The 20,664-nt window shown below is 52.5% G+C and carries 22 protein-coding genes; 10 read left to right on the top strand and 12 right to left on the bottom strand.

Going from position 1 to position 20,664, the window contains the following annotated elements; all coding sequences use genetic code 11:
- Positions 1-5 precede the first annotated feature (5 nt).
- Both ilvD and chrA read left to right on the top strand, forming a co-directional pair.
- Positions 6-1,682 carry a dihydroxy-acid dehydratase gene (ilvD, locus tag REH51_RS03555; protein ID WP_234667721.1) on the top strand — a complete coding sequence of 559 codons (1,677 nt, stop codon included), beginning with the start codon at positions 6-8 and terminating at the stop codon, positions 1,680-1,682.
- Between the two features lie 530 nt (positions 1,683-2,212).
- Positions 2,213-3,412, top strand: coding sequence for a chromate efflux transporter (gene chrA, locus REH51_RS03550; RefSeq protein ID WP_009721645.1), 1,200 nt, complete (start codon positions 2,213-2,215; stop codon positions 3,410-3,412).
- Between the two features lie 93 nt (positions 3,413-3,505).
- On the opposite strand, the gene REH51_RS03545 is transcribed toward chrA, so the two are convergent.
- A complete protein-coding gene (locus REH51_RS03545; protein WP_009721646.1) occupies positions 3,506-3,778 on the bottom strand; it encodes an XRE family transcriptional regulator in 273 nt (90 codons plus the stop codon).
- A gap of 218 nt (positions 3,779-3,996) precedes the next feature.
- Here REH51_RS03545 and purE point away from each other — a divergent pair, with 218 nt between their 5' ends.
- The 4 genes from purE (at position 3,997) to REH51_RS03525 (ending at position 7,463) form a co-directional block, all read left to right on the top strand.
- Positions 3,997-4,509, top strand: coding sequence for a 5-(carboxyamino)imidazole ribonucleotide mutase (gene purE / locus REH51_RS03540; protein ID WP_009721647.1), 513 nt, complete (start codon positions 3,997-3,999; stop codon positions 4,507-4,509).
- 12 nt (positions 4,510-4,521) lie between these two features.
- Positions 4,522-5,661 (top strand): 5-(carboxyamino)imidazole ribonucleotide synthase, encoded by a 1,140-nt coding sequence (locus REH51_RS03535; RefSeq protein WP_009721648.1) that lies wholly within the window; start codon positions 4,522-4,524, stop codon positions 5,659-5,661.
- A 158-nt stretch (positions 5,662-5,819) separates the two neighbouring features.
- Complete coding sequence (locus REH51_RS03530; RefSeq protein WP_498936868.1) at positions 5,820-6,656, top strand: PAS domain S-box protein; 837 nt, start codon at positions 5,820-5,822, stop codon at positions 6,654-6,656.
- A gap of 3 nt (positions 6,657-6,659) precedes the next feature.
- Positions 6,660-7,463, top strand: coding sequence for a diguanylate cyclase domain-containing protein (locus tag REH51_RS03525; RefSeq protein WP_498936867.1), 804 nt, complete (start codon positions 6,660-6,662; stop codon positions 7,461-7,463).
- On the opposite strand, the gene REH51_RS03520 is transcribed toward REH51_RS03525, so the two are convergent.
- From REH51_RS03520 to REH51_RS03510, 3 genes are all read right to left on the bottom strand, one after another.
- Positions 7,441-8,265, bottom strand: coding sequence for a TraX family protein (locus REH51_RS03520; RefSeq protein ID WP_009721650.1), 825 nt, complete (start codon positions 8,263-8,265; stop codon positions 7,441-7,443). The genes REH51_RS03525 and REH51_RS03520 overlap by 23 nt on opposite strands.
- Before the next feature lie 108 nt (positions 8,266-8,373).
- The gene (iadA, locus tag REH51_RS03515; RefSeq protein WP_009721651.1) at positions 8,374-9,522 is read right to left on the bottom strand and encodes a beta-aspartyl-peptidase; all 1,149 of its coding nucleotides are present in this window, start codon (positions 9,520-9,522) and stop codon (positions 8,374-8,376) included.
- A 79-nt stretch (positions 9,523-9,601) separates the two neighbouring features.
- A complete protein-coding gene (locus tag REH51_RS03510) occupies positions 9,602-10,399 on the bottom strand; it encodes a transporter substrate-binding domain-containing protein (RefSeq protein WP_498936866.1) in 798 nt (265 codons plus the stop codon).
- A 142-nt stretch (positions 10,400-10,541) separates the two neighbouring features.
- Here REH51_RS03510 and REH51_RS03505 point away from each other — a divergent pair, with 142 nt between their 5' ends.
- The gene (locus REH51_RS03505) at positions 10,542-10,691 is read left to right on the top strand and encodes a hypothetical protein (RefSeq protein ID WP_009721653.1); all 150 of its coding nucleotides are present in this window, start codon (positions 10,542-10,544) and stop codon (positions 10,689-10,691) included.
- A gap of 58 nt (positions 10,692-10,749) precedes the next feature.
- On the opposite strand, the gene REH51_RS03500 is transcribed toward REH51_RS03505, so the two are convergent.
- The 6 genes from REH51_RS03500 to REH51_RS03475 form a co-directional block, all read right to left on the bottom strand.
- Positions 10,750-11,520 (bottom strand): transporter substrate-binding domain-containing protein, encoded by a 771-nt coding sequence (locus REH51_RS03500; RefSeq protein ID WP_498936864.1) that lies wholly within the window; start codon positions 11,518-11,520, stop codon positions 10,750-10,752.
- A 168-nt stretch (positions 11,521-11,688) separates the two neighbouring features.
- Positions 11,689-12,420, bottom strand: coding sequence for an ABC transporter permease (locus REH51_RS03495; protein WP_009721655.1), 732 nt, complete (start codon positions 12,418-12,420; stop codon positions 11,689-11,691).
- Between the two features lies 1 nt (position 12,421).
- Positions 12,422-13,123, bottom strand: a complete 702-nt coding sequence (locus tag REH51_RS03490) for an ABC transporter permease (RefSeq protein ID WP_498936862.1) — start codon at positions 13,121-13,123, stop codon at positions 12,422-12,424.
- Between the two features lie 15 nt (positions 13,124-13,138).
- Positions 13,139-13,909, bottom strand: coding sequence for an ABC transporter ATP-binding protein (locus REH51_RS03485; RefSeq protein WP_009721657.1), 771 nt, complete (start codon positions 13,907-13,909; stop codon positions 13,139-13,141).
- 241 nt (positions 13,910-14,150) lie between these two features.
- Entirely contained in the window at positions 14,151-15,134 is a 984-nt protein-coding gene (locus REH51_RS03480) for a succinylglutamate desuccinylase (RefSeq protein WP_009721658.1), read from the bottom strand.
- A gap of 193 nt (positions 15,135-15,327) precedes the next feature.
- The gene (locus REH51_RS03475) at positions 15,328-15,768 is read right to left on the bottom strand and encodes a hemerythrin domain-containing protein (RefSeq protein WP_009721659.1); all 441 of its coding nucleotides are present in this window, start codon (positions 15,766-15,768) and stop codon (positions 15,328-15,330) included.
- Positions 15,769-16,099: 331 nt separating this feature from the next.
- Here REH51_RS03475 and wrbA point away from each other — a divergent pair, with 331 nt between their 5' ends.
- Positions 16,100-16,699, top strand: a complete 600-nt coding sequence (gene wrbA, locus REH51_RS03470; RefSeq protein ID WP_009721660.1) for an NAD(P)H:quinone oxidoreductase — start codon at positions 16,100-16,102, stop codon at positions 16,697-16,699.
- 61 nt (positions 16,700-16,760) lie between these two features.
- Here the strand turns inward: wrbA and REH51_RS03465 are convergent, their stop codons facing one another.
- Positions 16,761-17,834 (bottom strand): tartrate dehydrogenase, encoded by a 1,074-nt coding sequence (locus REH51_RS03465; protein ID WP_009721661.1) that lies wholly within the window; start codon positions 17,832-17,834, stop codon positions 16,761-16,763.
- A 17-nt stretch (positions 17,835-17,851) separates the two neighbouring features.
- Complete coding sequence (locus REH51_RS03460; RefSeq protein WP_009721662.1) at positions 17,852-18,421, bottom strand: lipocalin family protein; 570 nt, start codon at positions 18,419-18,421, stop codon at positions 17,852-17,854.
- A 171-nt stretch (positions 18,422-18,592) separates the two neighbouring features.
- Between REH51_RS03460 and REH51_RS03455 the strand changes: the two genes are divergently transcribed.
- Both REH51_RS03455 and REH51_RS03450 read left to right on the top strand, forming a co-directional pair.
- On the top strand, positions 18,593-19,012 hold the full coding sequence (locus REH51_RS03455; protein WP_009721663.1) for a secondary thiamine-phosphate synthase enzyme YjbQ: 420 nt from the start codon (positions 18,593-18,595) through the stop codon (positions 19,010-19,012).
- Between the two features lie 122 nt (positions 19,013-19,134).
- The gene (locus REH51_RS03450) at positions 19,135-20,586 is read left to right on the top strand and encodes an alanine/glycine:cation symporter family protein (protein WP_498936860.1); all 1,452 of its coding nucleotides are present in this window, start codon (positions 19,135-19,137) and stop codon (positions 20,584-20,586) included.
- Positions 20,587-20,664: the final 78 nt, after the last annotated feature.

The raw sequence follows: 20,664 nt of genomic DNA, 5'->3' as shown, positions 1-20,664 counted from the left end.
TCCCCATGACCGAGCCTACTAATAATACCCGCCGCCATTCAGCCCAGGTGGTGGACGGCCCTGGCAAGGCGGCCAGCCGCGCGATGCTGCGGGCGGTGGGGTTTAATGATGATGACTTTACCAAGCCCCAGGTGGGCGTTGCCTCTACCTGGAGCATGGTGACCCCGTGCAATAGCCACATTGGTGAGTTGGCAGAGTTCGCCCGTGACGGTGCCGATGCGGCGGGTGGTAAAGGGGTTATCTTTAATACCATCACTATTTCTGATGGCATCGCCAACGGGACCGAAGGCATGAAGTACTCGCTGGTTTCCCGCGAAGTGATTGCGGACTCCATTGAAACCGTGGCGGGCTGCGAAGGCTTTGATGGACTGGTGGCTATTGGCGGCTGTGACAAAAATATGCCGGGTTGTGTGATGGGCTTGGCGCGTCTGAATCGCCCCAGCGTGTTTGTGTATGGTGGCACCATTATGCCCGGTAAAGGCCATACCGATATCGTCTCGGTATTTGAGGCGATGGGTGCGCACTCCCGTGGTGATATCGATCTGATCGAGCTCAAAAACATCGAAGAAACCGCCATCCCTGGCCCGGGTTCCTGTGGCGGTATGTATACCGCGAATACCATGGCGTCTGCTATTGAGGCGTTGGGCATGAGCCTGCCGGGCAGTTCGGCGCAGAACGCCATTTCCCAAGAAAAGCGCGACGACTGTAAAGCGGCAGGCGAGGCTGTGCTGGCGCTGCTGGCTAGTGATATCAAACCTTCAGACATTATGACCCGCGAAGCGTTTGAGAATGCGGTTACCGTGGTGATTGCATTGGGTGGTTCTACTAACGCGGTGCTTCACTTGATAGGCATGGCGCGCACCATTGGTGTTGAACTGACCCTTGCCGACTTTACTGAGATCGGTAAGCGTGTCCCGGTGCTCGCCGACTTACGCCCCAGCGGCCACTATATGATGAGCGAGCTGGTGGCGATTGGCGGAATTCAGCCGCTGATGAAAATCCTGCTGGATGCCAGGCTACTGCACGGCGACTGCTTAACGGTGACGGGTAAAACGCTGGCCGAAAACTTAGCAGATGTTGAACCGTATCCCATTGATCAGCAGATTATTGCGCCGCTGGGCAACCCGCTTAAAGCCGAAAGCCACCTGCGTATTCTGTTTGGTAACCTGGCACCGGAAGGTGCAGTGGCCAAAATTACTGGTAAGGAAGGGACGCGTTTTAGCGGTTCGGCGCGGGTGTTCGGCTCTGAAGAAGAGGCCCAGGCGCGCATTAACGACGGTACCGTGGTGGCGGGCGATGTCGTGGTGATTCGCTATGAAGGCCCGAAAGGCGGCCCTGGCATGCGCGAAATGCTCACGCCAACGTCTGCGATTATGGGGCGTGGTTTGGGTAATGATGTGGCGCTGATTACCGATGGGCGTTTCTCCGGCGGCAGCCATGGCTTTGTGGTAGGCCATGTATCGCCGGAAGCCTTTGATGGTGGCCCGCTGGCGCTGGTTCAGGACGGCGATGCCATTACCATTGATGCAGAAGCCGACACCATTGAGGTGGACATCAGCGATGAAGAAATGATGCGTCGCCGTGCCGCTTGGGAGCAGCCAGAACCGCGCTACCGCAAAGGCGTGCTAGCGAAGTATGCCAAGTTGGTCAGTTCTGCCAGTACCGGCGCCGTTACTGATTAACGCACGTCGCTATAGAGGTGGCTGGCTCAATTTGCGGGTGCCTCATTCGCTCGTCCCTCGCGAGATTCGTTACGCCGCACTACAAAATATGCATTGATTAAGTTTTGTAGCGCGGCGTCAGCGTTAGCGCACCCGCGATGGCGTGGTTAGTTAGCGGCTTGGCATCTTCCGTCGCCTCCCGCGGGTTCCTTATTTGCTCATGCCTCGCAAGATTCGTTACGCCGCACTACAAAATATGCATTGATTAAGTTTTGTAGCGCGGCGTCAGCGTTAGCGCACCCGCGAGGGCGTGGTTAGTTAGCGGCTTGGCATCTTCCGTCGCCTCCCGCGGGTTCCTTATTTGCTCATGCCTCGCAAGATTCGTTACGCCGCACTACAAAATATGCATTGATTAGGTTTTGTAGCGCGGCGTAAGCGTTAGCGCACCCGCGAGGGCGGCTTATCCGGCTGAGTGATGGTGCACATTGTCATCACCGTGTCAGTTTTAATCGTTATGTTGGACCCTTTATTCACACGGGGAATCTTACGCTATGGCTGAAAAGAATCATCTGAGCGGGCGGGTAAGCGAAGTGTTTTGGGCGTTCTTGGCCTTAGGTTTGACCTCGTTTGGCGGGCCGGTGGCACACCTAGGCTATTTTCGTACGGCATTTGTGGAGCGCCGCAAGTGGCTAAGCGAAAGCGCCTACGCTGATCTCGTGGCGTTGTGTCAGTTTTTACCGGGGCCGGCCAGTAGTCAAGTTGGCTTTGCCTTGGGGCTAATGCGCGCCGGGCCTTGGGGCGCGGTCATGGCATGGCTGGCGTTCACGTTGCCTTCCGCCATTGTACTGGTGCTGTTTGCGTTTGGCGCGGCGGTGTTGGATGGCCCGATTGCCAGCGGCATCATTCATGGCTTAAAAGTGGTGGCTGTGGCCATTGTTGCCCACGCGGTGTGGGGCATGGCGCGTAACCTATGCCCCGATCAAACCCGGGTGGGAATTGCGTTGTCGGCGGTGTTTGTCGTGGTAATGGTCAGTGGGCCGCTGGGGCAGGTCGCCGCTATTGTGCTAGGCGGTATAGCCGGGTTGGCACTGTGCCGCAGTGTTGCCGCTGCTACGGCAAGCGAGCCACTGCAGTTTCCGGTATCCCGCCGTGCAGGCACTATCGCGTTAGTGCTATTCGCGACGCTGCTGGGTTTGCTGCCGTTGTTGGCTGGTAGCGCTGCATGGCTAGCGGTGGCGGATGCATTTTATCGTTCTGGCGCGCTGGTATTTGGCGGCGGGCATGTAGTGTTGCCGCTGTTGGAAGCGGAAGTGGTGCAATCCGGCTGGATTACCGCAGATGAATTTTTGGCAGGCTACGGGGCTGCCCAGGCGGTGCCAGGGCCGCTATTCACCTTTGCAGCGTACTTAGGCGCGCTGTTGCCCGGTATGAATGGTGTTGTTGGTGCGCTACTGGCGTTGTTGGCGATCTTTATTCCTGGCTTTTTACTGTTGGTGGGGGTGTTGCCCTTTTGGAATCACTTTCGCCGCTGGCAGAGCGCCCAGGCATTGATGCGCGGGGCTAATGCGGCAGTGGTGGGTATTTTAGGCGCGGCGCTGTATCAACCGGTATGGACCAGTGCGATTATTGGGCCTTATGAATTTGTTCTGGCGCTGACGGGCTTTTTACTGCTGACCGTTTGGAAGCTACCTGCGTGGATGGTGGTGATTATCGTGGCGCTGGGTGGCGTAGCTGTGGGGTCATCGTTGTAGATCAGTGATAGAGCAATAATGCCGCCCCGGTCGCTGGGGCGGATTTATGAAGAATAAAACGCTGAGGAAGTAAAATTTCGATAGCAGCTATTGCTATGGCGTCTCCAGCTCTAACGTGCGACGTAGGACATTGAGTTCGTCAATGCCTAAATGCTCTAGCCTTCCGGCGAGCAGGTCGCTGATCTTTTGCACTGGAAGCCCCGCCCGGCGGGCGATTTCGCGGCTTCCCAGATCTGATACGGCGATCAGGCGGGTTATGATACGCATGAGGCGCGTACGTTTTTCTAAATCCCTGACATCGAGGTCAGGGCTGCTTCGCGGAGGATCTAGCGTTTCTGCGTGAGCAGTTGAGTATGCCGTACTCATGTGACTCCATCAGTCTGAAATGACAAACACACAATGCCGCCAAGTCGCGCGCTTTTCAATGCTACTTTGATTAAAATTTCGATCTATTTACAAACGCGCTCTAAGCGATTAGCTCTGGTAAACTATGCGCCTTCTAATTTCCTGGTGAGCCGCTTGCGGCACACGGCACATTAAACGCTTGATTGCTTTAGTAGGCCCTTTGGCCGAGGAGTTTTTGCATGTCGAACAGCGCACCCAAAGTGGGCGTGATCATGGGGTCGAAATCTGATTGGCCCGTCATGGAACACGCGGTGGCGATGTTAGAGCGGCTGGGCGTTCCTTATGAAACCCGCGTAGTCTCCGCTCATCGCACCCCTGACTTGCTGTTCGATTACGCTAAAAGTGCCGCTGAACGTGGCCTGCAAGTCATTGTGGCTGGGGCTGGCGGTGCCGCCCATTTGCCGGGCATGGTGGCCTCTCAAACGGCGCTGCCTGTGCTGGGTGTGCCGGTAGAGTCCAAAGCACTTAAAGGCTTGGATTCGTTGCTTTCAATCGCCCAGATGCCAGGTGGCATCGCTGTTGGCACGCTGGCGATTGGTAAAGCGGGCGCGACCAATGCAGGCTTGTTGGCAGCACAGATTGTCGGACTGCAAGACACCGCTGTACGGGAAGCAGTAGAGACCTTCCGCGCTGAGCAAACTCAAATGGTGCTGGATAACCCAGACCCGCGCCCCGATGCGGAAGCGAACTAAGGAGTCCTGGTAATGAGCTCTGGCATCTCAAAGAACATCGGTGTGTTAGGTGCAGGTCAGCTTGGTCGCATGCTGGCATTGGCTGGCTACCCGCTAGGTAATCGCTTCACGTTTTTAGACATGACCGGCAACCCCAGCGCGGGCATTGGCGACGTGATTGTCGACCCTGATAACCAGCATTTGGCGGAATTTCTCGATAAGGTCGATGTAGTGACCTACGAGTTTGAGCATCTGCCTGTAGCGCTGGTCGAGCAAATTGAACAGCACAAACCCGTTTACCCAGGAAGCCGAGCGATTGCGGTTTGCCAAAACCGTGTCGAAGAAAAAGCCTTATTTGACCGCTTAGGCATTCCCACGCCTGCTTACCGTGTTGTTGAGAGCGCAGAACAGCTTGAGGCGGCAGCCAATGAGTTGGGCTGCCCCGTTGTCGCCAAATCAGTCACTGAGGGCTATGACGGTAAAGGCCAAGCGGTCCTGAAAGCGCCGGAGCAGGCTCAAGAGGCATGGACCAGTATTGGTCACCGCCAGTTGATCGTTGAAGCGTTTGTCGATTTCGTGCGGGAAGTCTCGATGATTGCCGTGCGGGGGCGTGATGGGCATGTTGTGTTTTACCCTATGGCGGAAAATCAGCACGTAGACGGCATTTTGCGCTATTCCGTTGCGCCGCTGCCGGATTTAGCTGCCAGCGTTCAAGAGACTGCCGACAGTTACATTCGCATGCTGTTAGATGAGCTGGATTACGTTGGTGTGATGGCGTTGGAATTATTCCAGACGCGTGATGGCAACCTGTTAGCTAACGAGATGGCCCCACGGGTACACAATTCTGGCCACTGGACCATGGACGGTGCGGTCACCAGTCAGTTTGAAAACCATCTACGCGCTGTGCAAGGCCTACCACTTGGCAGCACCCAAGCCATTGCGCCTACCTGCATGGTGAACGTGATTGGCCAGGAAGGTGACAACGCCGCAATGCTGGCGATTGGCAATACTCACTTGCACCGCTATGACAAAGAAGAGCGGGCAGGGCGTAAGCTCGCGCATGTCAATGTCATCGCTGACACGCATGCCGAGTTGCTTGAAAAAGTGCGCGCTTGTCAGGCACTGCTGCCTGATGCGCCGCCAGTGGCATGGAGTTTCGAAAGCTCACTGTAGGTATTGCATTGCTTAACAGCCGCTCAAATGGAGCGGCTTTTTTATTGCATGTTTAGGCTACTTTTACTTGGTAAACGTGCTAAAAGAGATACCAAAGGAATAGTTTGAATGAACGAATAAGATTGGTTTATAAGCCAGCTCATTGAAAGGGAGTTTATATGCCACCCCCCGCGACAATTTCTGGTGCGGCGTTCGCAACAGAAGCAGCGACAGCCTCCGGTCTGCGTAGTGACTATCAACTTGAACATCATCTAACACAATTGCGCTTGCGCGGTGAAAAAGTACGCTTGCTTTACGACAATCTTGGGCAGCCTGTGTTAAGCAGCGTGGTTGCCGGTGGACTATTGGTCGCCGCGATGTGGCCGGTAGTGGATGCTAGCGTGTTAATTGGCTGGTTTATAGCGCTTACCGCGATTTCTGGTCTTCGTTTGTTGCTTGCACAGCGCTTTATGCGTTTGCCGGCTGCGCACCAACAGCACCGCCGCTGGTTGGGTTGGTTTGCTGTCGGCGCAATTACGTCTGGTTGCGTCTGGGGAGCAACAGGCGTTTTACTCTTTAGTAATGACCATCCAGAGCAAATCGCGGCGCTTTCGATTGTTTTAGCGGGTATTTCTGCTGGGGGCGTTACTACGCTTTCTTCGGTTTGGTGGGTATCGATAGGGTTCGTGATACCAATTTTGCTGCCTCTGAAATTGCAATTTTTACTGCAGGGGTCACCACTCTCTGTTTTGATCGGATTAATGCTGGTGCTTTTTTTAGGCTTGATTGTCACCACTAGCCGCCGTTTTAGTCGCACTATTCATGACAACATTGCACTGCGAGTAAGCATGGCCTCGCGAGAAGCGCAGCTACGCGAAAGTGAAAATCGCTATCGCTCTATTTTTCAGCACTCTCCGCTCGGTGTTTTACACTTTGATGAGCAAGGCACTATCACCGACTGTAACAACAAGTTGTTAGCTATTTTAGGCGTGGGACGTGCACAGCTTATTGGCTAACGAATGCTGGCCCGTTCGGCAGATCATGATGTCGCGCAAGCAGTTAATGATGCATTAGAAAAAGGCACGGGCTATTACGAAGGTACTTATCGACTGCCTAGAGCAACGGAAGGTATACCGTTAAGGGCATTTTTTAACGGAGTGCTAAGCGCCAGTAACCAAATGATTGGCGGGGGGGCAATTATCGAAGATTTTACTGAGCGCAAGCGCAACGAAGCGATCATATATCGTCAAGCTTATTATGATGCCTTAACCGATTTACCTAATCGACGACTATTTATTGAACGCTTAGAAAGCCTGTGTAATGAGCGGCGCAGTGAGCAGCGCTGTGGATTGGTGATGTTTTTAGATATGGATCGTTTCAAGTTGATTAACGATACCATGGGTCATGCGGCAGGCGATGATTTATTAGTGCAGGTGGCACGGCGCTTAGAGCTATGTTTAAACGAAGAGGACATGGCAGCCCGACTAAGCGGTGATGAGTTCGTACTGCTAGCGTTATTTGAAGAGGTTTCTTTAGAGCAGTTGGATGAGCAAGCTGAGCGTTATATGCGTAATGTACAGCAGGTATTATCAGAACAGTACCGGCTGGAGAGCCGGTGGTTAACGGTAACGCCGAGTATGGGGTACACCTGCTTTAATGCGACTGAGTGTGATCATGGTGACGTTTTAAAGCAGGCGGATATCGCCATGTACCAAGCAAAAACCGAGGGTCGGGCTCGGCTGCGCCGCTACCAACCCTGGATGAGCGAGGAATTGAATAAGCGTGTCACGGAGCCAGGAATTACCCCGTCAGTTGGCCGCTAAGCAGCAGCCACAGCGCAATTAAAGCAAAGTGCCCTGGATACCAGGCAAGCCATAGGCGGCGTGGCATGGCCAATGCCACCGGAGGAACGCGCTGGGCAGCACCCGCCGCCAGCATTAGCACCACCACGCAGGTACCTACGGTGAACGACTTTGCCATATCTGAAGCATTCATTTGACCGGCTATCCAAAGTACTGGAAACGCGGCTAAACCTGCCCACAAGCGCGATTTCAGCGCATCGCGGGTTTCACTAAGCGCCTGCATGGCAAACATTAATAGCGGAATCAGCAGCAAACCGTTATGGCCGTACTCCACCCAGAAACCCAGCAGATACCAAACGGTCACGCCTACCGCTGTGCCAAGCATTAGCCACGCTAACCCAAGGGTCTGCTGCTGATAGTGCTGCCAACCTTGGCGAACCAACGCACCCAGTGCTAGGCCGCAGGCAAGTGTGAAGCAGACGTTAAGGATAAAGTCGTCAGACGTGCGCGGCATCAGCATATAAGGCAACTGAGCTGCTAGGCCAATCACCAGTATGCGGCGTGAGTAGCGAAGCGGGTTGCGAGTATTAAACAGCCCGTGCCATGCCACCATCGCTGCAAACAACGGAAACGCAATGCGGCCAATAGAAGAGCCTGCCCAGCTTAAGTCCCAGTCACCCGGCAACACATAGCGGGTGAGGTGATCCACGGTCATGGTAAATAGCGCCAGCCATTGCCCCCAGGCAGTCCAGTGGGAAGAAGGGCGTGCATCGCGGGCGTAAGCCGCCTCAGAGGAGACGTTTGCAGTGGTTTGTTCAGCCATGAGACTTCCTTGTAAATTTCCTTACTGGATTACAGACTCGGTTTGACTGAGCAAGTTCGGTATACGTTTAGGTGTTGTTGCAGAGCGCTCTAGCCGGGCTTTTTGACATCATGCGTTACTATCGTAAATAGATTTGCCCAACGCCCATACTTGATCAATGGCCCAATGATTATCGGCAAGCACGATAAAGTCGGCGTCCGTTCCTACTGCGAGGCGCCCTTTGCGGGGCAGTTTTAACGTATCGGCAGCAGTTGTCGATGCGCATCTTAATGCATGTTCAAAACTGACATGGTGCTCATTGATACATTCACCGAGTACCTCGAACAAGCTGCTTAGTCTACCGGGTTTTAAGCCAACAAAGCGGCGCTGTTCGTCAAATTCTGGCAGCGAGGCATTGGCATCTGAAGATAGGCTTATCTGACGCGGGTCAATACGCGCACTCAGCGCTTTGGCAACGGCTTCTGACGCAGGCACTTCGCCACCTGCTAATAATTCTGGTGTCGTGCTGGTAGTGAAGTCGATAAAGCCGCCTTCGCGAGCAAAGCGCAGGCCATCTTCAAATAATTCAGCGGTACGGTTGATATGGGTAGGGTAGAACTGTGAAAGCGGAATTGCGCTTTGTTTAGCAACGTTGCGCAACGGTTCCAGGTGAGTGTCGGCATCGCCCGTGTGGATGAAGACAATCCCTGATTTTCCGGCCAGCAAACCTGCGGTACGCGCATCGGAGGCAAGCCGCGTTAGCTCTTGGGTCGTCGGTTGAGAACCTCGGTGATCGCTAATGGCGACTTCGCCCACGCCTATAAACTCTGGAATATAGAGAATATCGCTGGCAATGGAGCCGGTGAGCGTTACCGGGGGAAGTTGATAAGAACCGGTGTAAGCGTAGGCGGTTAAACCGCCAGCGGCGAGTTCTCGTGCTTTACCAATTAAATTGGCGGGGGTGCGGGTTAGTGCATCGGTGCCTAGGGCGCCAATCAGTGTTGTGACGCCTGAGGCACAGGCATCTTCTAAACTGAGTTCTGCCGTTCGGTTGCCAAAACCTCCTTCACCGCCGCCACCAATATAGTGTACCAAGGGGTCGACTAAGCCAGGAATTACTCGACGCCCTTCAAGATCGACGGTGGTAATTAATGGCCCTAGGTTCACCGGTTCAGACGCATCTATTACCGCTGCAATACGCTGGTCAGCGATAAGCAGATGGCACAGGCCGCGGGGTTCTGGCGAGAAAAGCTGGGCGTTTTTAACAAGAGTCAGCATGTGCTTCCCAGGGGAATCAACAGGTGGTAAATATGCGCCGACCATCGGTCGGCGCAGAGGTTGTGCTTACAAACTGTACTTATAAGCGCACATCGTAGTTGAAGTAGCGGTTCATAATTTCGTCGTAGGTGCCGTCTTCTTTCAGCGCGCTTAATGCTTCATTGAAACGCTCTGCTAGGGCTTCATCCCGAGGACGAAACGCCACACCTACCCCTTTGCCAAAGATATGCTCAGGCTGTTTGATAAAGTCGCTAATACGTTGGAAATCACTCTCTGGCGTATCAATTTCAATAGCGGCTTCAGCAATCGGGTAGTCCATAAAGGTGAGGTCTAAACGCCCGGCCATAAGGTCGGTCACCACATCGTCTACGCCGGTATAGCGACGGATTTCCAGTATGTCACCGTAGAGCTCAGTGACGTAGTTATCCTGCAGCGTCGCCCGCTGAACACCAACGGTTAGGCCTTCTAGGCTAGCGCGGGCTTCAATGTTGATGTCACGCTCTTGCGTGGTGATCCAAGCGCTGGGCGTTGTGTAGTAGGCCTCTGAGAACAGCACGCGTTGGGCGCGTTCATCGGTAATCGCCATGGATGACATAATGGCGTCGTAATTACGGGCGAGAAGGCCAGGGATAATGCCGTCCCAGTCCTGCTCGACCCAGGTGCAGCTTGCTTCTAGGTAATCACAAACTGCGTTACCCAGCTCGATTTCAAAGCCAGTAAGCGTGCCGTCTGCTTCACGGTACATAAAGGGTTCGTAAGGGATGTCGACACCAAGACGAATTTCGTCGTAGTCCCGGGCTTCGACTTCAGTAGGAACAAAAGTCGTCGAAAAACCAACCGCTAAGATAGCGGCAAGGGGAAGCGTTGCATAACGCATAGTAGTCTCCTGAAGCGATTTTTAGGTATTGATAACATGCCTAGCGGCGATTTTTTTATGAGCTAAAGCATGTGGGGTGCGCTAAGCGCAGGGTCGTAATGCGTTATTTCCGCATTACAAAGATCACGCGCAGGGGCGTGAGATGGCACGGGCGTGCCAAGAGGGGAAGGCTATTCGTCGAACCATTCGCTCAGATAAAAGCAAGCGATATCGCCGCTGGTACCTGGGCGGAGCGCGCATAGAGCTGGCAATTGCAACTGCATTGGCGCTGAAAAGTGATGTGTATGCATGATGGCTTCTCGCGGTATAAGCCTCCCCGAGATGGGGAGGCATACACATGCTGCTAGCGCTTACTCTTCGCCAAAGTAGCGAGCGAAAATTTCGTCGTAAGTGCCGTCTTCTTGAAGCTCAGCAAGGGCTTCATTGAATTTCTCAGCGAGTGCTTCGTCACGCTGACGGAAAGCGATGCCAAAGCCGTCACCGAAATACTCTTTTGGCTCGCTAATGCGCTCGCCAATCACAACGTACTCTGCTTCTTCACTTTCTAGCAGCGTAGACTGGCCGATAGGGAAGTCGAGGAACACGATGTCCAAACGCTGTGCTTCCATATCCAGCACCATATCATCAGCGGTGGAATAGCGGCTGATGCTGGCAACGCTGTTGAAGTTGTCGGTCACGTAATTATCTTGCAGCGTACCGCGCTGCACGCCAATAGTTTTTCCTGCCAAGGTTTCTTCATTGGCTTCACTGATGTCCAGGCCGCTTGGTGCGAACCAGGCAGACGGCATAGTGATGTAGGGGTCTGAGAACAACACCTGCTCGCGACGCTCATCGTTGATCGTCATGGAGGACATGATGGCATCGTAGTTACGCGACATAAGGCCAGGAATAATGCCGTCCCACTCTTGCTCAACCCATTCACAGGTTACACCGATGCGCTCACAAAGTGCGTTGCCAAGGTCGATATCAAAACCGGTCAGCTCACCATCGGCTGTGCGGAATTCCATTGGTTCGTAGGGAACGTCGACACCAATGCGTACATTGTCGTAGCCCCGCGCCGGGGCGGAAGAGCCCGCCGCAATGGCTAAGCCAAGCACAGACACTGTTAGTAATTTTTTCATTCTTATACTCCGTAGAAACAGGTTCACTAGATGTGATCCCCTTTAACGTACCCTAGGTTGGGGCTTACGAAAAGAGGGAACGTTGCTATGAACCAACGTTTGTTTGACGGTACAACAAACGAGGCTGCTTTTATCGCTAGATACTTTTGTTTTCAGGTACTTTTGATACTAGGTGTTTTGCGGCCGTAAGTGGGCCAGCAGCTTTTTCTCCAGGAAACGGAAGAAATACAGAATAGCAAACGTAAGACAAAGGTAGATCGCTGCTACAAATAAGAAGGCATCAAACGGTGCATAGAAACGGGCATAAACAAAGCGCGCAGCCCCTGTCAGATCCATTAGCGTGACAACACTGGCAATGGCGCTGGCATGCAGCATAAAGATGACTTCGTTGCCATAGGCGGGCAGAGCGCGCCGGAAGGCGCTGGGCAGAATAATACGCCGCATCATCAGGTTTTGTGACATGCCGTAGGCCCTGGCTGCTTCAATTTCCCCTTTGGATGTGGCTTTGATCGCCCCTCGGAAAATCTCGGTGGTATATGCTGCCGTGTTAAGCGTGAAAGCGATCAAGGCAGGGTAGAAAGCTTCCCGCAGGATTGGCCACAAAAATGTTTCCTGGATACCATCGATAAACACCACACCGTAGTAAATGATGTATAGCTGAATCAGTAGTGGTGTGCCACGAAAGACATAGGTGTAAAAGTAGATAGGTAAGCTAATCCATTTATGCTTCGAGCTGCGCATAATGGCAAGCGGTACTGCCAACACTAATCCCGCTACCAAAGAAAGGAATACCAGTTGGGTCGTCGTGACTAACCCTTCCCAGTAGTAGCCTAAGGTGGTGGGGGTGAAAATCAGGTTGCCAGCTAGCAGGTCGTTGAACCACGCAGAAATATCTAGCATCTCACTGCCCCCCCAAGCCGATGTCGTAACGTTTTTGTAGCCGAACGAAAATCCACTCGGATACGCTGGCAATTAGCAAATAAACCGCCGCTACAGGAAGTAGAAAAGCAAAGGGCTCATGGGTGGCTCGAGAAGCTTCTGCGGCCACGCGAACCATATCAGTCAAGCCAATTACTGATACGAGTGCGGTCGTTTTAAGCAGTACCATCCAGTTGTTGGATAAGCCGGGGAGTGCATGGCGCATCATTTGCGGAAAGCGAACACGCCGAAATAACAAGGCATTACTCATACCGTACGCTTTTCCCGCTTCAATCTGGCCGTTATCAACTGCCATGAAAGCACCGCGGAAGGTTTCACCCATGTAGGCACCGAAAATGAACCCAATGGTGATGACACCCGCTGCGAAAGCGTTGAAATTGATATAGATATCAATTTCATAGTTGTAGTAGAGCATGTCGCTAATGGCGTTAACGCCGATTTGACCACCAAAGAATAGCAACATCATTAGCACTAAGTCCGGCACGCCGCGAATCACGGTGGTGTACACCGTCGCTGTGCGCCGTAGGAACCAGTTGCGTGACATTTTGGCAGTCGCCGTTAACAAGCCAAGTACAATGGCTAGAATAAGCGACAGAACTGCTAATTGAAGTGTAACGCCCGCCCCTTCGATCAGGCGGGGGCCATAACCTTGCAAATCAAGCATGGTGTGCCTCGCTGATCAATATTTGGGGGCTAGGAACTGCTTTAAGCGCGGTGATTGCGGGTTGCCTAGCACTTCAGCAGGCGCGCCAGCTTCTTCTACCAAACCTTGGTGCAGATAAATCACTTTGCTGGATACATCGCGGGCAAAGCTCATCTCGTGAGTGACCACCACCATGGTGCGCCCTTCATCGGCTAAGCCGTGCATTACCTTCAAAACGTCGCCAACCAATTCTGGGTCAAGGGCAGACGTCGGTTCATCGAACAGCATCACTTCTGGGTCCATCGCGAGCGCTCGGGCAATCGCTCCACGCTGCTGCTGCCCACCCGACATTTGTGCCGGATAGGCATCGGCGCGTGCGCTAAGCCCAACGCGTTCGAGCAGTGCACGTGCATGCTCGATGGCTTCTTTTTTGGGTTTTCCCAGGACATGAATAGGCGCTTCGATGATGTTCTCAAGCAACGTCATGTGAGCCCATAGGTTAAAACTCTGGAACACCATCGACAGTTTGGCACGCATTTGCACGACTTGCTTCCAATCAGCAGGTTCGCGGCCATGCTTGGTCGTTTTAAAGCGAATCTGTTCGCCATGGACGAACAATTCACCCTCGTCGGGCTGTTCCAGGAGATTCATACAGCGCAAGAAGGTACTTTTGCCAGACCCCGATGCACCAATCAGAGTGATGACATCACCCTTTTGGGCTTCGAGAGAGAGGCCTTTAAGGACTTCTGTGTCGCCAAAGCGCTTTTTTATATTGCGCACTTCAAGGGGAGTAGGCGTATCAGCCATAACAGTGGCTCCAGTACAGGGTTGCCGCAGCAGCAACAGGTTTAAAACACGTGCTTGATAGGCGGCTGGCGCGAAAAAAGGGGCGATTCTATCAGGCCTTGCGCATATTGCGTGCTTTCCTTATGTGATAAATAAGAAAAACGTTCGTTTTAATGCACATTGCTAAGCCTGGAATAGCCTCTACGTTATTGTTGTTAAAGCAGTTTTTAACAGTTTTTGCTTGGTAATAGCGTGTGAATCGTTAGCTGGCGTGGGTAGGAACAACCAGCAGCGCTGCCCGCGCGCCAATTTCTACCTTTGCATTCGGAAATACCACATGCAGTGGCGCGTCTCCAACAATAAAATCACCCGCTACGCTATCTTTTGCGAGACAAGTGCCCGGCTCAAAGCGGCTGAAATTGGGGACGTCTTCGTCAAAACAGAGACTAAATGTTTCCGCCTGACGCATTAGTTCATGTTGAACTTGGAAAAACGTCATTGTTTCAGCAGGCTTTTTAGGTGGCTGTTCCCCAGCGCTAAGAGCGCTAATAAGCGTTAACATTGGCGCTAATGCAGCCATATCGTTTTCTCCAAACGGTGCAACTCGGCCTAACTCGAAGGTGAAGGCTTGGGCTGCGTGGAAGTGCTTACTATAGTGAGAAAACGTCCAGCTATGCTGGTGCTGGTGTAGCACCGCTTGCATATCCGCCGCTGCGAGCCATTCCCAGTGCTCTGGGTCGATCACGGTTTCCGCGTAGGGCTCTACGACGAAGCGAGTGTAGAGGCTGCCGCGAATAGCCGTGTGTAAATCGTAGTGAAGTTTGGGAAGTGCCTGATGACGATCATAAAAGGCATCTACTGCAGACATTAGCTCGCGAGCCCGATCAGGTTCTTCGCCTGTGTCGGACAATTCGCGCTGAAATAGGCGGTTGAGGTTAGTCGTAATAAACCGTTGCTGGGTCTTTAGGGCAGGAATATTGCCTAAAATCACTAGCACGGGGGCTCCAATGGTTACCGTGCCTGCCTCTACCGCAGATAGCCAGTTACCCAGTAGTTCCACGGGGGCTGTTTCGTTACCGTGTATCGCGGCTGAAAACACGCAGGCGTGAGCCGCTGGGTGAATGGCTGCCGGAGTTATCTCTAAGATACCCGGTGCATGCAATTGGTAGGTGCCGCTGCCAAAGCGGCCTGACCGCGGAGAAGGGTGTTTGTCATCGAGTGTCCAATCAAGCCATTGGCCAAGCATGAAGTTTTCCTTGAGCAGGGAGCGTCAGCTTTTTGTAATGCTGTACCTTTAACATGATGAAGCTTAACCACAGGGGGGGACGTCGATAGCATGAAAAACGCAGGTGCGAACATGAAAATTCATCGATAAAAAAACGCTTATGCGCAGTATTGCATAAGCGTTTTCATGTTTAGCTTTTGCTAAATTTATTCGTTTATTCTGAGCGTTGTCGCTTCATTTCTGATTGATATTGTGTGGCAAGCGACGACTTTTGCTGTTCTTTTAGGCCACGGCCTGCCAGTTGAAACACCTCTTGTTCCTCTTCATCCAGATGGTGGGTGACTAAATGCTGTAACTGCTTGGCGTGGGTTAACCAGTTCGTTGCGCTGTATTCGGTATCGTCGAGGAGCTCTAACATTTCATCAATTTCATGGTGCTCTGCGACACTATGGCGAGCTTTTTCCTGGGTTAGATCGATATCCATCATGGGGATATAGAGTGAGCGTTCTTCGGCGTTGGCATGGTATTTAAGTTCGGCACGCACTTTTTGATAGAGCTTATCGCGCTCTTCGCTATCGCCTTGGGTTTCTACCAGGCGTGACAATAAATCCCGCTGGATGTCGTGATCTTTTCGTAATACTTCGAAAATCGTCATGCCTGTCTCCGTGGCTGCTCTTAGGGGATTCTTCGGGGTCTTTCTCCGATGCTGTTTTGGTAGCGGAAACTGTTGAACAAGATGAATGCAAAATAGATAGATGTAGAAAAGCTAGTGCTGAAGCGCTGAAAGCGCAAGGCGAGAACGGGGGGTGTCCATCGACAAAATCGAAGGAGGGCATCGAAAACATTCGCTTTTTTCTACGCTGAGCTGAGCTATGTTGTTAACAAACTTCGGTAAGCCTAAGACATGTGAGACACAGCCCTAATGGTTAGCACTATTAACAGCACTACCAGATAACATGATTAGACAACACTGCAAGGAGTGAGTAATGACAAAGGTATTGGTTCTTTATTATTCCATGTACGGCCATATAGATACGTTAGCTGCTGCGGTGGCGGAGGGCGCGAAAAGCGTTGATGGGGTTGAGGTTACTGTTAAGCGTGTCCCCGAAACCATGCCAGAAGAAGCATTCAAAAATGCAGGTGGTAAGCAGGACTTCACTACGCCAGAGGCGACTCCTCAGGAGCTTGCGGATTACGACGCGGTTATTTTCGGCACCCCTACGCGGTTTGGCAATATGGCGGGTCAGATGCGTACTTTCTTAGATCAAACCGGTGGGCTGTGGGCCAATGGCGCGCTGCGTGGCAAGGTGGCTAGTGTGTTTACCTCTACCGGGACCGGCGGCGGTGATGAAATGACTATTACCTCCACCTGGACGACGCTGGCCCACCACGGCATGGTCATTGTGCCGATTGGCTATGGTATTGAAGAGCAGTTTGATATCTCCAAGGTGAGCGGTGGAACACCCTATGGCGCTGCCACGCTAGCTGGCGGCGACGGTTCACGTCAGCCAGACGATCGCGAACTGAAAATTGCCCGTTTCCAAGGTAAGCATGTCGCGGAAATTGCTGCGAAGCTGGCGAGCTAACCCCGTCTACCAACACCCTAGAAGCGCAATGCCTCACTGTTTTTACAGTGAGGCATTTTTGTTAGCCGCCAATACGTTCAGCAATCGCCTGGCCTAGGCTTAACGTATTACCTTGCCCGCCAATATCGCGGGTGAGCACTTGGTTATTGCCTTCGCTCAATACATCTTCAATAACTTTTACCATCGTATCGGCGGCTTCTTGATAGCCCAGGTGCTCTAGCATCATGGCACCTGACCAGATTTGGCCAATGGGGTTGGCAATCCCTTTGCCTGCGATGTCTGGTGCACTGCCGTGAACCGGTTCAAACAAGCTGGGGAATTTGCCTTCTGGGTTGATATTGGCAGAAGGCGCAATGCCGATGGTGCCCGTGCAGGCGGGGCCAAGGTCTGAAAGAATATCGCCAAACAGATTGCTGCCGACCACCACATCAAACCAGTCTGGGTGGAGTACAAAGTTAGCGGTCAGAATATCGATGTGGAATTTATCCACTGCAATGTCGGGATACTGCTTAGCCATTTCGGCAACCCGCTCATCCCAGTAGGGCATGGTGATTGAGATGCCGTTGGACTTGGTGGCTGAGGTGAGTTTTTTGCGCGGGCGGGTTTGAGCAAGGTCAAACGCATATTTCAGCACCCGATCAACGCCGACGCGGCTCATCACCGTCTCTTGAAGGACAATTTCACGCTCGGTGCCTTCGAACATCTTGCCACCGACACTTGAATATTCTCCTTCGGTGTTTTCGCGCACCACGTAAAAGTCGATATCGCCTGGCTCACGACCTGCTAATGGGCTTTTGATGCCGGGCATGAGTTTGCAGGGGCGCAAGTTGATGTACTGGTCAAATTGGCGGCGAAACTGCAGTAGCGAGCCCCATAGCGAAATATGGTCAGGTACTTTATCGGGCCAGCCGACAGCACCGTAAAACAGCGCATCAAAATCCTTGAGCTGCTCGAACCAGTCGTCGGGCAGCATTTTGCCGTGCTCTAAGTAGTAGTCACAACTGCCAAATTCAAACGTTGTGAATGCTAGGTCAATGTTGAAACGCTTTGCGGCAGCTTCCAGGGCGCGAATGCCTTCGGGCATCACTTCGGTGCCAATACCGTCGCCAGCAATGACTGCAATGCGGTGGGCCATAGTGGCTCCTTCTGTTATTAGCGTTCGGGGCAGGTTTGATCTTGTACGACGTCAATCAATTCATCGGTGGGGAAGTTAAGCTCGGTAGCGCGTTGGCGCAGGCGCTCTTTCTGTGCGCTATCCATGGTTGGCGTGCGGGAGAGAATCCATAGGTAGTCGCGGTTCGGGCCTGACACCAGCGCCCATTGGTAGTCATTATCCAGTTCTAGAATGTTGTAGCCGCCGTAGAAAGGGCCAAAGAAACTGACTTTTAACCGCCCGACGTTTTCATCGTCAATAAAGTAAGCACGGCCTTCGGCTTCATTCCATTCTTGTTCTGTAAGGTTGTACCCACGGTTGATAACGCGCACGCCGCCGTCGTCACGCAGGCTGTAGCTAGCCGTTACGCAGTCTAAGTCACGCTCAAAGGAGTGATCCAGGCGGGCGATTTCATACCATTGACCTAAATAGCGGTTAAGTTCAAAGCCTGTGACGGGTTCAGTGCCGTCAGGAATGCCGGTGCAGCCCGTTAATACAAGACTGCTGAAGGCCATAAACCCAGCGACTTTTCCCGCCTTCTTCCCAGATATTCGTGCGGAAGTGAGCATTGCACGCTCCTAATTACAGCATGGTATATAAGTGTTAAATCTATCAGTATGGCGAAATAAGCGCTATGAACGGTTGCCTTTGGCGTCTCTTTTGCCGGAAGTAGGCGGAAATAGGCTATGGTATTTCTGTACTCAATAACCTCTTACAATCCCGGCAACAAAGGAGTGTTTATGTGGCATCAACAAGAGATTCACTTACCGGAAATGCCCAGGGGCTTTCATCTGATTACAAATGAAGTAGCCAGGGCACTGCCGTGCTTGGCTGAGTGCAGTCAAGGACTACTGCACCTGCAGCTAATGCATACTTCTGCTTCGCTTACTCTAAATGAAAATTCTGATCCTGACGCCCGTCACGACCTAGATGCCTTTATTCGCCGCTTAGTGCCCGAAGGGCTGAACTATTTCCGTCATACGCTGGAAGGGCCAGACGATATGCCTGCCCATGTGGCATCAAGCTTGCTGGGTACTCAGCTTACGCTAGCCATACGTGATGGCCGTTTGGCGCTGGGCACTTGGCAGGGGTTGTGGTTAGGTGAGCACCGAGAGCAAGGAGGTGCGCGCCGCATTTTAGTGACGCTAACTGGTCGCTAGTGATAATTCGAACGTAGGCCTAGTAAACACACTATTTTTCCATTTTTCTTGCCATTTTGGTGCAGCCGTGAAGAATGATGCGCCTCCACTGTTTTAATAACTGTAAAAAAGGCGTGTTACCTATGGATTTTACTATTCCCCCCCTGTTGACGGCGATGGTTGATCGCGGCAACGGGTTACTATGGGGCAGTGTGCTGATTTACCTGCTAATCGGTGCTGGCCTCTACTTCACCGTCATGACCCGCGGTATCCAAGTACGTTATTTCGGGCACATGTTCAAACTGTTGCGCAGTTCGCGCCAATCTAACGGCGGCATTTCTTCCTTCCAGGCACTTTCCACCAGCCTGGCAGCACGGGTAGGTACTGGTAACCTAGCTGGTGTGGCGGTAGCGATTTATTTTGGTGGTCCCGGCGCGATTTTCTGGATGTGGATGACCGCCATGGTGGGTATGGCGACAAGTTTTGTGGAGTCCACTCTGGCACAGGCTTATAAAGTCGATCACGGTGATAACACGTTCCGTGGTGGTCCTGCCCGTTATATTGAGCGTGGCTTGGGATTACGTTGGCTGGCAGTACTGTTTTCGATCTGCTTGATTATCGCGTTTGGGTTGGCGTTTAACAGCGTACAGGCCAACTCCATCGCCCAGGCCATGGAACAGGCATTTGCCATTCCCACCTGGGCCATGGGGTTAGTCCTAATGGCGGTAGTTGCCCCCATTATCTTTGGCGGCCTAAAGTCGATTGCTAAAGTGGCCGAGCTAGTGGTGCCGCTGATGGCACTCTTGTACTTAGTATTAGCACTGGCGGTGGTTGCACTCAATATTAGCGACTTGCCCGCGGCCTTTATGACCATTATTAAAAGTGCCTTTGGCTTAGAGCAGGCGGCCGGTGGCGCAATGGGTTACGCCATTTCCCAAGCCATTATGAACGGTATTCAGCGTGGCTTGTTTTCCAACGAGGCCGGCATGGGCTCGGCGCCTAATCCTGCCGCGACTGCCAGTACACGGCCAGATCATCCCGCTGCCCAGGGTTTTATTCAAATGCTGGGCGTGTTCTTAGATACTTTGGTCATTTGTACCGCCACTGCGGCCATCATCATTATGGCCGGGCCTGAACTGCTAGCTGGCGAGGAAAACAACGGTATTCAACTTACCCAGATGGCACTCTCTAGCCATGTGGGTGACTGGGGCGGTATGTTTATTGCCGTTGCGATCTTGCTGTTTGCATTTACCTCGGTAATTGCTAACTACTCTTACGGTGAATCTAATATTGAGTACTTGGCAGGCCGTCGTGCGCCTGTTGCCGTACTGATTTACCGTTTGGCAGTTCTGGGCATGGTGATGGTGGGCTCGGTTGCCAGTTTGGGTGCTATCTGGAATTTTGCCGATCTTTCCATGGGTATGATGGCAGTGATTAACTTAGTGGCTATTCTGCTGCTGTCGCCGATTGCCTTCGCACTGTTCCGTGATTACGACGCTCAATTGAAAGCGGGTCAAGAGCCTGTATTTGATCCAAGTAAATTTCCTAAATTGGTAAACAAGGTAGATCCTAACGCGTGGCCAAAGCGGAAATAAGCGCTATTTTTTGACGTGATAGACGAAAGCCCCGCTACTGCGAGCACAGCAGAGCGGGGCTTTTTATTATTTTTAATT

Source organism: Halomonas bluephagenesis (genome assembly GCF_054790765.1).
The sequence above is the reverse complement of the archived record's forward strand: the minus strand, read 5'-3'. Positions and strand labels throughout refer to the sequence as shown.

What these genes read in the sequence shown, in the direction of transcription:
- REH51_RS03510 (WP_498936866.1), bottom strand. Translation starts at nt 10,399, where the DNA reads ATGCGTTATGCAACGCTTCCCCTTGCCGCTATCTTAGCGGTTGGTTTT.
- REH51_RS03490 (WP_498936862.1), bottom strand. Translation starts at nt 13,123, where the DNA reads ATGCTTGATTTGCAAGGTTATGGCCCCCGCCTGATCGAAGGGGCGGGC.
- REH51_RS03535 (WP_009721648.1), top strand. Translation starts at nt 4,522, where the DNA reads ATGAGCTCTGGCATCTCAAAGAACATCGGTGTGTTAGGTGCAGGTCAG.
- iadA (WP_009721651.1), bottom strand. Translation starts at nt 9,522, where the DNA reads ATGCTGACTCTTGTTAAAAACGCCCAGCTTTTCTCGCCAGAACCCCGC.
- REH51_RS03505 (WP_009721653.1), top strand. Translation starts at nt 10,542, where the DNA reads ATGGCACGGGCGTGCCAAGAGGGGAAGGCTATTCGTCGAACCATTCGC.
- REH51_RS03500 (WP_498936864.1), bottom strand. Translation starts at nt 11,520, where the DNA reads ATGAAAAAATTACTAACAGTGTCTGTGCTTGGCTTAGCCATTGCGGCG.
- REH51_RS03475 (WP_009721659.1), bottom strand. Translation starts at nt 15,768, where the DNA reads ATGACGATTTTCGAAGTATTACGAAAAGATCACGACATCCAGCGGGAT.
- REH51_RS03455 (WP_009721663.1), top strand. Translation starts at nt 18,593, where the DNA reads ATGTGGCATCAACAAGAGATTCACTTACCGGAAATGCCCAGGGGCTTT.
- REH51_RS03485 (WP_009721657.1), bottom strand. Translation starts at nt 13,909, where the DNA reads ATGGCTGATACGCCTACTCCCCTTGAAGTGCGCAATATAAAAAAGCGC.
- REH51_RS03545 (WP_009721646.1), bottom strand. Translation starts at nt 3,778, where the DNA reads ATGAGTACGGCATACTCAACTGCTCACGCAGAAACGCTAGATCCTCCG.
- REH51_RS03525 (WP_498936867.1), top strand. Translation starts at nt 6,660, where the DNA reads ATGCTGGCCCGTTCGGCAGATCATGATGTCGCGCAAGCAGTTAATGAT.
- REH51_RS03480 (WP_009721658.1), bottom strand. Translation starts at nt 15,134, where the DNA reads ATGCTTGGCCAATGGCTTGATTGGACACTCGATGACAAACACCCTTCT.
- REH51_RS03450 (WP_498936860.1), top strand. Translation starts at nt 19,135, where the DNA reads ATGGATTTTACTATTCCCCCCCTGTTGACGGCGATGGTTGATCGCGGC.
- chrA (WP_009721645.1), top strand. Translation starts at nt 2,213, where the DNA reads ATGGCTGAAAAGAATCATCTGAGCGGGCGGGTAAGCGAAGTGTTTTGG.
- REH51_RS03530 (WP_498936868.1), top strand. Translation starts at nt 5,820, where the DNA reads ATGCCACCCCCCGCGACAATTTCTGGTGCGGCGTTCGCAACAGAAGCA.
- wrbA (WP_009721660.1), top strand. Translation starts at nt 16,100, where the DNA reads ATGACAAAGGTATTGGTTCTTTATTATTCCATGTACGGCCATATAGAT.
- REH51_RS03465 (WP_009721661.1), bottom strand. Translation starts at nt 17,834, where the DNA reads ATGGCCCACCGCATTGCAGTCATTGCTGGCGACGGTATTGGCACCGAA.
- purE (WP_009721647.1), top strand. Translation starts at nt 3,997, where the DNA reads ATGTCGAACAGCGCACCCAAAGTGGGCGTGATCATGGGGTCGAAATCT.
- REH51_RS03460 (WP_009721662.1), bottom strand. Translation starts at nt 18,421, where the DNA reads ATGCTCACTTCCGCACGAATATCTGGGAAGAAGGCGGGAAAAGTCGCT.
- ilvD (WP_234667721.1), top strand. Translation starts at nt 6, where the DNA reads ATGACCGAGCCTACTAATAATACCCGCCGCCATTCAGCCCAGGTGGTG.
- REH51_RS03495 (WP_009721655.1), bottom strand. Translation starts at nt 12,420, where the DNA reads ATGCTAGATATTTCTGCGTGGTTCAACGACCTGCTAGCTGGCAACCTG.
- REH51_RS03520 (WP_009721650.1), bottom strand. Translation starts at nt 8,265, where the DNA reads ATGGCTGAACAAACCACTGCAAACGTCTCCTCTGAGGCGGCTTACGCC.